This window comes from Zoogloea sp., from assembly GCF_030157465.1.
Taxonomy (GTDB): domain Bacteria; phylum Pseudomonadota; class Gammaproteobacteria; order Burkholderiales; family Rhodocyclaceae; genus Zoogloea.
In genome coordinates this window covers 22,652-34,344 of sequence record NZ_JAOAUU010000157.1, presented here as the reverse complement: position 1 = coordinate 34,344, position 11,693 = coordinate 22,652, and the positions used below count along the sequence as shown (strand labels likewise).

7 protein-coding genes are annotated in these 11,693 nt (G+C 66.6%); 1 reads left to right on the top strand and 6 read right to left on the bottom strand.

All coding sequences use genetic code 11. The annotated features are described in order from the left end of the window. The 3 genes from Q1W26_RS19265 to Q1W26_RS19255 form a co-directional block, all read right to left on the bottom strand. On the bottom strand, window positions 1–2,856 hold a 2,856-nt coding region (locus Q1W26_RS19265), incomplete at its 3' end, for a CusA/CzcA family heavy metal efflux RND transporter (protein WP_300443446.1). 6 nt (window positions 2,857–2,862) lie between these two features. Continuing rightward, window positions 2,863–4,014 (bottom strand): efflux RND transporter periplasmic adaptor subunit, encoded by a 1,152-nt coding sequence (locus tag Q1W26_RS19260; RefSeq protein WP_300443443.1) that lies wholly within the window; start codon window positions 4,012–4,014, stop codon window positions 2,863–2,865. Then, window positions 4,011–5,288 carry a TolC family protein gene (locus Q1W26_RS19255; RefSeq protein ID WP_300443440.1) on the bottom strand — a complete coding sequence of 426 codons (1,278 nt, stop codon included), beginning with the start codon at window positions 5,286–5,288 and terminating at the stop codon, window positions 4,011–4,013. Before Q1W26_RS19255 ends, Q1W26_RS19260 begins: the two co-directional genes overlap by 4 nt. Before the next feature lie 242 nt (window positions 5,289–5,530). Between Q1W26_RS19255 and Q1W26_RS19250 the strand changes: the two genes are divergently transcribed. Next, complete coding sequence (locus Q1W26_RS19250) at window positions 5,531–6,067, top strand: DUF2058 domain-containing protein (protein WP_300443437.1); 537 nt, start codon at window positions 5,531–5,533, stop codon at window positions 6,065–6,067. A 131-nt stretch (window positions 6,068–6,198) separates the two neighbouring features. On the opposite strand, the gene Q1W26_RS19245 is transcribed toward Q1W26_RS19250, so the two are convergent. Genes Q1W26_RS19245 through Q1W26_RS19235 form a run of 3 tightly spaced genes read right to left on the bottom strand, consistent with a single transcriptional unit; the run spans window position 6,199 to window position 11,664 of the window. Next, window positions 6,199–7,830 (bottom strand): diguanylate cyclase, encoded by a 1,632-nt coding sequence (locus Q1W26_RS19245; RefSeq protein WP_300443434.1) that lies wholly within the window; start codon window positions 7,828–7,830, stop codon window positions 6,199–6,201. Beyond that, a complete protein-coding gene (locus Q1W26_RS19240; RefSeq protein ID WP_300443431.1) occupies window positions 7,827–9,215 on the bottom strand; it encodes an ATP-binding protein in 1,389 nt (462 codons plus the stop codon). Before Q1W26_RS19240 ends, Q1W26_RS19245 begins: the two co-directional genes overlap by 4 nt. After that, window positions 9,178–11,664, bottom strand: a complete 2,487-nt coding sequence (locus Q1W26_RS19235; RefSeq protein WP_300443429.1) for an ATP-binding protein — start codon at window positions 11,662–11,664, stop codon at window positions 9,178–9,180. Before Q1W26_RS19235 ends, Q1W26_RS19240 begins: the two co-directional genes overlap by 38 nt. Window positions 11,665–11,693 lie beyond the last annotated feature (29 nt).

Sequence of the window (11,693 nt, the reverse complement as noted above, 5' to 3'; positions counted from 1 at the left end):
GGCGCCGCGGCGGGCGATTTCGATGACTTGTTCAACCATGATCACGCCATTCTGCACCGAGATGCCGGCCACGGCGATGAAGCCCACGGCCGATGACACCGACAGGTGCAGGCCGGCCAGCGCCAGCCCGGCAAAGCCGCCGATCAGCGTGAAGGGCACCATCGAGAGCACCAGCATGGCCGGGCGGATGTCGCGGAAGGCCCAGAACAGCAGCGAGAAGATCAAGCCCAGGGTGATCGGCACGATGAGCTTGAGGCGGCCCATGGCGCGCTGCTGGTTTTCGAACTGGCCGCCCCAGGTGACGCTGTAGCCGGCCGGCAGGGTGACTTCGGCGGCCACCTTTTGCTGGGCTTCGGCAACAAAGCTGCCCTGGTCGCGGCCGCGCAGGTTGGCCTTGACGATGACGTTGCGGCTGCCCGCTTCGCGCTGGATGCGCGAGGCGCCCTGGCGCAGCTCCACGTCGGCCAGGTCGCCCAGCGGAATGCTGCCGTGGCCGCCCGGCAGGGCGACCGGCAGGCTGGCGATGTCGTCCACCTGGTCGCGGAAGTCGGGCCCGAAGCGCAGGCTGACGTCATAGCGGCGTTCGCCGTCGTAAAACACATTGACCGTGCTGCCGCCAAGGGCGGTCTGGATCATGGTGTTCACATCGGTGACGTTGATGTCGTAGCGGGCCAGGGCTTCACGGCGCAGGCGGATATCCACCTCGCTCTGCCCGCCCACCGGCAGGGCGGCCACGTCGGCCGAGCCCTGGATGCGGTTGAGCACGCCGGCGATCTGGTTGCCCTTGGTTTCGAGCACCTGCAGGTCGGGGCCGAAAACCTTGACCGCGATTTCGCCCTTGGCGCCGGAGAGGGATTCCTCGACGCTGTCCTGGATGACCTGCGAGAAGTTGGTGGGCAGGCCGGGAATGGCCGCGAGTTTGCCCGACATGCTGTCCACCAGCGCGTCCTTGGTGGCAAAGCGCCATTCGTCGCGGGGCTTGAGATCCACCAGGATTTCGATGTTGTTGGGCCCCTTGGGGTCGGTGCCGTCGTCGGGGCGGCCGACGTGGGTGATGATGGCCTTCACCTCCGGGTAGGTGGAGAGGGCCGAGCGCACCTTGCGCTCGATCTCCTTGGTGTTGGAGAGGCCGGAGGATTGGGGCAGGCTGATGGTGAGCCAGATGTTGCCTTCGTCGAGCTTGGGCAGAAACTCGGAGCCGAGCAGCGGAGCGAGGGCCAGGGCGACGGCGAGGGAGGCCACCGAGGCGCCGATCAACTGCCGGCGGCGCGTTTGCAGGCGCACCAGCAGCGCGCGATAGCCTTCCTGCAGGCGGTGCAGCCAGGGGCTTTCCTTTTCGGCCATGTCCTCCTTGTTGAGGGCGTAGGAGAGCAGGGTCGGCACCAGCGTGAGGGTCAGGATCAGGCCGCCGAGCAGCGCGAAGGAGAGGGTCAGCGCCACCGGGGTGAAGATGCGGCCCTCCATGCGCTGGAAGGTGAAGATGGGCAGGAAGGCGACGATGATGATGGCCTTCGAGAACATGATCGGCGTGCCGAGTTCGATACAGGTTTGCTTGAGGGCGTGAATGCGCCGCCCCACCGGCGAGGCGATGCCGTGGTGTTCGACGTGGTTTTCCACGGCCAGACGCACCATCAGGGCTTCGACCATCACCACCGCGCTGTCGATGATCACGCCGAAGTCCACCGCGCCCAGCGAGATCAGGTTGGCCGACACGCCCATGGCGTGCATCAGGATGAAGGCGAACAGCAGCGACAGCGGAATCACCGCCGCAACGATGATCGCTGCCCGCAGGTTGCGCAGGAAGCCCAGCAGGATGGCGGTGACCAGCACCGCGCCGACCAGCAGGTTTTCGCCCACGGTGGCCACGGTGTGGGCGATGAGTTCGGTGCGCTGGTAGATCGGGCGCAGGCTGTAGCCTTCGGGCAGGCGGGCGTTGACCTCGTCCACCTTGAGCTTGAGGGCTTCGACAATCCGCGCGGCGTTGCCGCCCTTGGTCATCTGGACGATGCCTTCGACCACGTCGTCGCGGTCGTTGAAGGCGACGATGCCGGAGCGGGGGCGGGCGCCGGCAACCACTTCGGCCACGTCGCTGATGCGCACCGGCTTGCCGTCGCGGGCCACCACCACCACGTCGCGCACGTCGTCGAGGTTGTTGAACAGGCCGAGGGTGCGCACCACCAGGGCTTCGTCGCCGCGGCGCATCAGGCCGCCGCTGCCGTTGGCGCTGGAATTGGCGAGCGCCTGGGTGACTTCGTCGAGGGTGACCGAGTATTTGCGCAGCAGTTCGGGTTCGATGAGCACCTGGATTTCGCGGATCGCGCCGCCGAAGCTCACCACTTCGGCAATGCCCGGCACCATGCGCAGCGCGGGGCGCACGGTCCAGTCCTGGATCGCGCGGATTTCCTCGCGGCTGGCGGTGGGCGGGGCTTCGAGCACGTAGCGGTAGATTTCGCCGACCGCCGTGGTCAGCGGGGCCAGCACCGGCTGGGCGCCCTGCGGCAGGCTCACGGTTTGCAGGCGTTCGAGCACCTGCTGGCGGGCGAAATAATCGGCTGTCTTGTCGTTGAAGGTGAGGGTGACCACCGACAGGCCGGTGATCGACACCGAGCGCAGCTGGGTCATGCCGGGCACGCCGCTCATCTCGCGCTCGATGGGCAGCGAGATGGTGCGCTCGACTTCTTCCGGCGCCTGGCCGATGGCCTGGGTGACGACCTGCACCTGCACGTCCTGCACGTCGGGAAAGGCTTCGATGGAAATCTGGCTGACGGCGTAGAGGCCGTAACCGAGCAGCGCCAGCGCGGCGATGATGATGAAGGCGCGCTGGCGCAGGGCGAGGGTGATGAGGGTGTCGAACATGGCCGCTTACCGGGAGCTGCTCGCCAGCTCGGCGTTGAGCAGCAGCGCGCCGACGCTCACCACCTTGTCGCCCCCTTTGACGCCGCTCCACACATAGGCGTAGTTGCGGGTTTGCACGGCGAGGGTGACTTCGCGCTTCTCGAAGACGCCCGGGTCGCGTTCGACGAAGACGTAATTCTTGACGCCTTCGACGAGCAGGGCGCCGGTGGGAATCCTGGGCAGTTCTTCGCGGGCGTCGGCGAGGATGCCGACCTTGGCGTACATCTCGGGCTTGAGCAGGCCTTCGCGGTTGTCCACGGAAACCCGGGCCTGGACGCGGCGGGTTTGCGGGTCGAGGGTGGGCGCCACATGCACGACCTTGCCGGTGAAATTGCGGTGGGGGTAGGCGGACACCTCGATCTGGGCCGATTTGCCGACGGTGACGACGGGCAGGTCGCGCTCGGGCACATCCACCAGCACCGACAGGCGGCTCATGTCGGTGACCACGAACAGCGGCTCGTCGGCGTCGGGGCGCACTTCCATGGCCGGGTTGATGCGGCGGGTGGCCACCACGCCGGCGATCGGCGCGCGCAGCAGGTAACGTTGGCCGCCGGGGCTGCCGCCGGGCACGAGGTTGGCGAGGCGCAGCCGGGCGCGTTCGGCTTCGGCCTGGGCCTGCTGCCATTCGGCCTGGGCGGCTTCGAGTTCGCGGCGGGCGATGACTTCGGCGGCAAACAGGCTGCGGCTGCGCTCGAGGGCGGATTTTTTCTGCTGGGAGTCGGCCTGGGCCTTGGCCAGATCAGCCGCGGCGGTGCCCAGCTCCGGTGCGTCGAGCACCGCCAGCACGGCGCCGGCCTTCACCGTGTCGCCGATGTTGGCGCGAATCTCGACGACCCGGCCGGGGATGGGCGCGAACAGGCGGGCGGTGGCGTTTTCGTCGTAGGCGACGCGGGCGGCCAGCGGCTCGTCCATCGGCACCGGGGCAAGTTCGGTGCGGTCCACCTTGAGCTGGGCGAGCTGCGGGGCGGCGGTGGGAAAGCGCAGCACGCCGGGTTCGGCCGAGGGTTTCTGGATCACGGCCTCGACGGGCGGCTCGGCCTGGGGGGCGCGGAAGTACCAGGCGCCGGCGGCAATGGCTGCCGCGGCGATGACGGCGATGACGATGGGTTTGCGCTTCATGGGGTGTCTCCGGCCAGGCGCAGCATGAGGGCCGCGCGGGCGAGGTCGGCGCGGGCCTGGATCGCTTCGATGCGTGCGGCGCGCAGGCTGCGCTGGGTGTCGAGGTAGTCGGTAAGGCTCATGCCGCCCTTCTGGATGGCGACGTCCGCGCCGCGGCCGGCCCGTTCGGCAGCCGGCAGCACGATGTCGGCGACACGCTGGTAGCGGGACTGGCGCGCGGCGTATTCGGCGCCGAGGCGGGTTTTTTCGCTGCTGACAAAGGCGCGGGTGGCGATGAGCTGCTGTTCGGCGGCGTCGTAGTCGGCTTCGCTTCTGGCGATGTCGCCGCGGTAGTCGTTGCCCAGGAACAGCGGCACCGAGACGCTGAGCCCGTAGGACGATTCCGAGACGCCGCTGTTGCTGTTGGCCGGGACGTGTTCGTATTGCACGCCGATGGATACGTCGCGGCTGCGCTGGGCCCGGGCCAGCTCGCGCAGGGCGCCGGCCTGCTCGACGCGGCGGCGGGCGGCGAGGAGATCGGGGCGCTCGACGCTGTTTTCGTCGGCCGCTGCGGGGGCGGGCGCGGCCTCGGGGCTGGGCCAGTCGTCGCTGGTGTTCAGGCTGTCGGGGGCAACGCGGTTGCCCAGCAGCAGGGCCAGCGCGATGCGCGCGCGGGAGAGGTCGAGTTCGGCCTGCAGCGCATCGTTGGCAACCCGGGCGGCGTCGGCGGAAAAGCGGGCCACATCCATGCCGGCCAGGTCGCCGGCCTTGCCGCGCAGCTCGGCGGCCTCGGAGGCGCGCCGGGCGAGGGCGGCGTTTTCGTCGGCGATGCGGCGGATCTCGCGGGCCGCGCGCAGGTCGAGCCAGGCATTGACCAGCTCGATGCGGGCGAGGCGGATGGTGTTGGCGAGGTCGGCGGTGCTGGCCGACAGGTTGCTGCCGGCGGCCTGCAGGCGCAGCTCGCGCTTGTCGCCGCGCTCAAAAAGCTGGTCCATCCGCAGCACGTTGTCCGTGGGCCGCTTCCAGTAGCCGCCGCTGTGCCGGGCGCCGGGGTCGGTGCTGGTGACGCCGACGGTGAGCTGCGGGTTGGGGCGGGCGCCGGCCATGTCGATGCCGGCACGGGCTCCGGCCACGGCGGCGCGGGCCTGGAGGATGGCCGGGTTGGCTTCGAGCAAGCGCTTTTCGGCCTCGGCCAGCGTCAGCGTGGTGGTGTTCGCCTGGGCGAGGCCGGGGTGCGGCGACAGCAGGGCTGCCAGCACGACAATAATTCGAAGGTGGGGGACGCTTTGGGTCATGCCTTTGCTGGCTCAATCTGTCAGAAGGCCAGTCTAGGGGGCGATCCTTTCGCAAGTCTGGCGTCTTTCTTGCGCGAAGCTTGCATCCGGATGACAGCTTGCGTCAGTTTTGGCCGGCGCCGCTGTGGCTGTGGAGGCGCGCGGCCGAATCCGCGGAGCCGGCATCTTTGTTATCCTGCCGCCACTCGCACCGGCCGGCACCTCGACCCGGCTGGATGAACCCCATTTACGGAGTGGCAGACATGGCCTCTTTGCAGGAACAGTTTTTGAAAGCCGGCCTGGTCAACAAGAACAAGGTCAAACAGACCAATCAGGAAAAGGCCAAGCAGAAGAAGGTCGAGCGCCGCACGGGTGTCGAGAGCGTCGACGAGGCGCGCCTCGCGGCCCTGGAAATTCAGAGGAAGAACGCCGAACGGGCCCGCGAACTCAACGCCCAGCGCGACGCCGCCGCCACCCAGAAGGCGATCATGGCGCAGATCGCCCAGATGATTCAGCAGAGCCGCCAGAGCAAGGGCGGCGGCGACATCGCCTACAACTTCACCCACGACAACAAGATCAAGCGCGTACACGTTTCGGCCAAGGTACGGGAGCACCTGATTTCCGGGCTGCTGGTGGTCGTCTGCGTGGGCGAGTCCATCGAACTCGTCCCCAAGGTGATCGCCGACAAGATCGCCGAGCGCGACCCGTCACTGGTCGTGGAGGTGAAGCAGGCCAGCGCCGGGGTCGAAGAGGATGATCCGTACGCCGCGTTCCAGGTGCCCGACGACCTGATGTGGTAGAGCCCCTGACGCCGACGCCTCTCAAGGCGCTGGCAGGGTGTCAGGGCAGGCGCGAGGCATTTGGCCGGATTATTACCCGGCCATTGAGCTGATCGAGCAACTCGAAGCTCGCTGCGACTCCAGTGCCGGACTCAGCACAAGGGTGCGATGCAGACCCGGTTGCGGCCACTGTGCTTGGCCTGATAGAGCGCCTGATCGGCCTTCTCCATGAGAGAGCGATCCACGCACTGGGGCGTTATCTGGGCAACGCCCGCACTGAAGCTGACCGTAAAGTCCTTGTCACCCACCCGGTGCGAAATCCGGGCAAAGCTTTCCCGCAGGCTGTCGATTACCCGCCGGGCGTCCTCCAGCCCCGCCTCCGGCATCACCACCATAAACTCCTCGCCGCCGTAACGCCCCACCACGTCGCTGACGCGCAGCCGCTCCCGCAGCAGGCGAGCCAGGGTCAGGATCACGCTGTCCCCGACGGGGTGTCCCCAGGTGTCATTGATCGACTTGAAATGGTCAATGTCGATCATCGCCACCGACAAGGGCTGGTTCAGGCGGGCCGCCCGCCGCAACTCATGATCCAGTTGCTCGAGCACACGGGAATGATTGAGCAGGCCGGTCAGGCTGTCCTTCAGCATCAGGGAGCGCAAGGTCTGGTAATGATTGGCCCGGATTGATACGGCCTTGACCAGCTCGGCCGCCTCGATCGGCTTGGTCAGGAAGTTGTCACCCCCCTGACCCAGGGCCTCCAGCTGCTTGAGCGGATCCCGCTCGGCGGACAGAAAGACGATGGGCACCCCCAGATAGCTGCGGTGCTGCTGGATGATCCGGGCCAGCTCCACGCCACTGATCTCGGGCATGTAAATGTCCATCAGCAGCAGGTCGGGATGAAAACTCTCCATCGCCTCCAGCACCTCAAGAGGATTGCTGACGACCTGGGCAATCATTCCGGCCTGCTCCAGGGTGCTGGCATAGAGCCGGGCCAGTGAGGCCGCATCGTCCACCACCAGGATGCGGTAGGCCGCCTGCTCTCCCCCCCCAAGGATCCGGTCGATGGCATCCATCAGCTCGGCCACATCGAAGGGCTTGACGAAGAATGCCTCGCCCCCCGCACGCACGGCGGCCAGCCGGCTGCCGATGGTGTCCCGGGCGCTGATGAAGATCACCGGCACATGGCCGTGGGCATGGGCATGGGCCCGGATGCTCTGGACGGCCTTCGGCCCAGCCACCTGGCCTTCCGGAAAGCTCACATCCATCACGATCAGATCCGGCTGATGCTGGTCCAGGTAGTGCGTCAGTGCGGTCAGATCCGTCAGGGTGTCCACCTCAAAGCCGAAATGCCGCATCTCGGCCTGCAACAGGCGGGCATAGGCCACGTCATCATCCACCAGCACCACATGACGCACCTGGCGCCGGTCACGGGCGGGCCTCGCCAGACTGCCAAGGCCCGCCTCAACCCGCACCGGCATCGCCAGGTGGGCCCCCAGGGCATTGAGCTGGCCAAACAGACGTTGCTGGATCGGGTTATGCCCCTGCCCAAAGTGTGACAGAACCTCCGCCGCCGTCGCAGCCACGCCTACCGCCGCTTCCGCCAGCCCCAAATAGCCATAGGCGCCCGCCGAACCGCTGAGCTTGTGGGCGATTTCCTGGATCTTCACCATCGCATCCCGGGTGCCGCGGCGGGGGCCCTGCCAGGCCTCCTGCAGCTCGCTCAGGTAACGGGGCAGTTCGCTCTCGAAAGCGCTCACCAGGGTATCCAGGTGATCATCACTCATGTCCATCTCTCATCGGCTGCACCAAGCAGTTCGAGGGCCCGGGACAGCTCGGCTTGCTCCAGGGCCTGCTCCAGTCGTGCGCCATCCTGCCCCAGCAGGGGCAGCAGCACCGGCCGGCACTGAGCCCACAGGGTTCGGGCCATCAGACTTTCGGTTTCCAGCAGGCGGCGCAGGTAGGCCAGGGTCAGCTGCGGGCCCGATTCGCACTGCGCGGGCGCCAGGGGAACCTGGAACCAGAACACACTTCCCCCGCCTGGCGCAGCCTCGAGCCCGATGCTGCCTTGCATGCGATTGACCAGCTGCCGGCAGATGCTCAGACCCAGACCGCAGCCTCCAAAGCGGCGGGTGGAGGAGCCGTCCAGCTGACGAAAATCTTCGAAGATCATCTCCCGGCTCCCTGCCGGAATGCCGACCCCCTGATCCTCCACCTCGAAACGGACCATCAGCCCCGCGGCATCCTCCACCTTGCGGCGTACCCTCAGGGTGATGCAGCCTTGCTCCGAGAACTTGACCGCGTTATCGAGCAGGTTGCCCAGCACCTGGCCGATCCGCAGGGGATCGCCGTGGAGGACGAGGGGCAGCTCCGGATCAATTTCCCGGGCCAGGCCCAGGCCCTTGCTGCGGGCGCGCTCGATCAGCTGTTCCTCGCACAGGTTGAGCATCTCCAGCAGATGGAAATCGATGCCCTCAAGGGCCGCTCCGTCTCCGGTCAGGTTGCTGGCATCCAGGATGTTGTTGACCACCCCCAGCAGGCGCAGACCGGATTCCCGGATTCGCTCCGAGCGCTCCCGCAAAACCGGATCATCCAGCTTGCGGGCCAGCACAAAGGCATAGCCCAGAATGGCATTGAGGGGGGTCTTGAGCTCATGGCTCACGTTGGCCAGGAAATTGCCCTTGGCTCGGCTGGCCGCCTCGGCCTGAGCCAGGGCATCCTCCAGGGCCCGGGTCCGCTCCACCACCTGAAAGCTCAGATCGTCCCGAGCCTGCCGGCATTCAAGCTCCCGCGCCTTGAGCTCCAGCTGGGTCCGCACCCGGACCCGCACCGTATCCCGGTTGAAGGGCTTGTGGATGAAGTCCGCCCCTCCGCCCATCAGGGCCCGGGTCTCGCTGGCCGGATCGGTACGGGCGGTCACGAAGATCACCGGAATGCCGCGGGTGCGGGAATCATGCTTGAGCAGGTCACACACCTCGTAGCCGTCCATGCCCGGCATCATCAGGTCCAAGAGGATGAGGCTGGGCAGATACGAATCCAGCATGGCCAGCCCATCCGCCCCGGACAGGGCAAAACGAACATCGCAGAAGTCGTCGAGGGCGGCCCCCAGCAACTCCACGTTGTCGGGCACGTCGTCAATGATGAGGATCTTCGGGCGCTGGCCAGACAACATGGTTTTCCTTGGACTGAAATGGGTCGGAGAGCACATCCTTCATGAAGGCCTGGAGGGCCTCTTCGGCTTCCCTGAACTGCAGCCGGCGGACGGCACTGGCCACCGCGGCAAACGCCGGGGCAAGATCGGATTCCGCAAGCAGGCTTTCGAGGTTCTTTACCTCATTGCGGGCGGAATAACTGTTTTCCGCCAGCAGGCCTTGCAGCGAATTCGCCAGATTTCGGACTTTCGAGCGGTCGATTTTAGCATCTCCCACCGTGCGGCCTGCGGAAGCGCTGTCGGGCTCCGGCTTGGCCGGGGCCGACAGCGCTTCCGCGACAGTCGCCCCTGCCTGCGCCGTTCCCCGGGCGAAAGGCAGCTCACATGTAAAACAGCTGCCCTGACCCGCGACGCTGTGGACCTCGATGTGTCCCCCCTGCATCTTGACCAGGCTGCGGACAATCGACAGGCCCAGCCCGGTTCCCCCGTAGCGTCGGCTGATCGAACTGTCCGCCTGGGTAAAGGATGAAAAAAGCCCCTCGATCTGCTCGGCGCTCATGCCAATGCCGCTGTCCTTGACACTGAAATGCAGCGTAAGCATGCCCTCGCCCGGCCCCGCGCGCCAGCCCACCTCCAGGCTGATCCCGCCCTGGGTCGTGAATTTGAGCGCATTCCCCAGCAGATTGGTCAGGATCTGCTCCAGACGCAAGGGGTCGCCCACCAGGCAGTTGGGCAAATCAGCGGGCACCTGCAGATGCCAGCCCAGCCCCTTCTCCCGGCACTGGAACTCGAACAGCCCCACCACGCCGGCGAGGCAGGTGGAGAGCCGGAAGGGCACCCGCTCCAGGCTCATCCGGCCCGCCTCGATCTTTGAATAGTCGAGCACATCATTGAGCAGGCGCATCAGGGTCTGGCCAGCCCGCTGAACCTTCTCAAGATAGTCCCGCTGGGAGCCGTCCAGCCGACTGGCCAGGACCAGCGCGGTCATGCCGAGAATCGCATGCATCGGCGTGCGGATCTCGTGACTCATCATGGCCAGGAACGCGCCCTTGGCCCGATCCGCCGCCTCGGCCTCAGACCGGGCCAGACGCAGGGAGGCTTCCAGCTCCCGCTGGGCCGTCACATCCCGGTTGATGCCGATCATCCGCAGCGGGCGTCCCTCCGCGTCCACCTCGAGGGCGCAGGCCGCCTGAATATGGCGGGTCCGACCACCCGGCAAGACAATCCGGAACTCCTCGCTGGCCGTGACCCCTTTCTCACGGACCTCCTTCAGCATGGCCTCAGACCGGGCGATATCGTCGGGGTGCACCCTCTGACGCCAGAAATTGTAGCGAACCCCCTGTTCCTGCAAGGCTTCCGGCAATTCATACCAGGCCCGCAGGCGGGCATCCCACTCCAGCTGATCGTCCTCGAAACGCCAGCTCCAGACGCCGATATCCGCCGCCTCCACGGCAAGCTCAAGGCGCCGGGTGCGCTCGGCCACCCGTTGGTCAAGGCTGGCGATGGTGTCATGCAGGGCCGCGACGGCCTTCTCGCGGCGCTGAAACTGACGCAAGGCAAAAAGACCCAGGGCCAGAAAACTCAGGTTGGCGGCCAGCGCCGTTGCCAGAATCTCCGTGGCCCTGTTGCGCCACTCGGCGAGCACCATCGCCTGGTCGTAGCGCCCCACCACCCGCAAGGGGCGGATCTTCGAGGTCAGCTGCAACTGGCCGTCATCTCCGATCCGCAGGGTGGGCGCCTGTAGCCCTTGGCGCGTCACCCCTCGGCTGGCCTGCTGCACCTCGAACGCCAGATCTGGCCCGCCTTCTGGGCAGCTTCGCTCACCCAAAGAGCACGCCAGAATCGCGCCAGAGTCCAGAACCAGACTGAGACTCAGATTGGCCGGGATTCCGGCATCAAACAAATAGGTGCGCAGGGCGTCCGGATCAATGCCTACGACAACCACGCCCAGCAAGGAGCCGACATCGTTCCAGACCGCCCGGCTGACCGGGATGAAGGGGCGACTGTCAGAACGGCTGGCGATATTGGCACCGATGAACAATCCACCGGACAGCTGCTCCGCCGGTATCCGGTAGTGGTCTCGATCCGACAGGTCAAGACGGATCGCCGGGAAAACCATGCTGAACTCGGCCAGCCGTCCATCCGGAAGGATCAGCGAGAGCCACTCTGCGTAGGGGGTGATGGCATGGCGACGCAGCAGCAAACGGTGCAGCTCCAGATCCGGGCCATCCGGCAAGGGCCCCCGGAACTGGATGGCTTCACCGATCCCGGACAGGGTCCGGTCGTAGATCTCGATGATCGCTTCGGCCCGCGTCAGGGTGGTATGCGCCTGACGCGTCAGGGACGCCTGCGCCTCTGTCAGCAGTTGATCCCGATCCGCCAGGACCTGCTGGGCCAGCCTGGCATCCACCAGGATACAGACGAGGGCAACCAGTCCGATGATCTGCAGGGTACGTGACTTGAACATCATGGGCCGGATTCTAAGCGCATCCGGACTGG

Excerpts from the sequence above, each read along its gene's own strand:
- Q1W26_RS19240 (WP_300443431.1), bottom strand. The coding sequence starts at position 9,215 with ATGTTGTCTGGCCAGCGCCCGAAGATCCTCATCATTGACGACGTGCCC.
- Q1W26_RS19235 (WP_300443429.1), bottom strand. The coding sequence starts at position 11,664 with ATGATGTTCAAGTCACGTACCCTGCAGATCATCGGACTGGTTGCCCTC.
- Q1W26_RS19255 (WP_300443440.1), bottom strand. The coding sequence starts at position 5,288 with ATGACCCAAAGCGTCCCCCACCTTCGAATTATTGTCGTGCTGGCAGCC.
- Q1W26_RS19245 (WP_300443434.1), bottom strand. The coding sequence starts at position 7,830 with ATGAGTGATGATCACCTGGATACCCTGGTGAGCGCTTTCGAGAGCGAA.
- Q1W26_RS19250 (WP_300443437.1), top strand. The coding sequence starts at position 5,531 with ATGGCCTCTTTGCAGGAACAGTTTTTGAAAGCCGGCCTGGTCAACAAG.
- Q1W26_RS19260 (WP_300443443.1), bottom strand. The coding sequence starts at position 4,014 with ATGAAGCGCAAACCCATCGTCATCGCCGTCATCGCCGCGGCAGCCATT.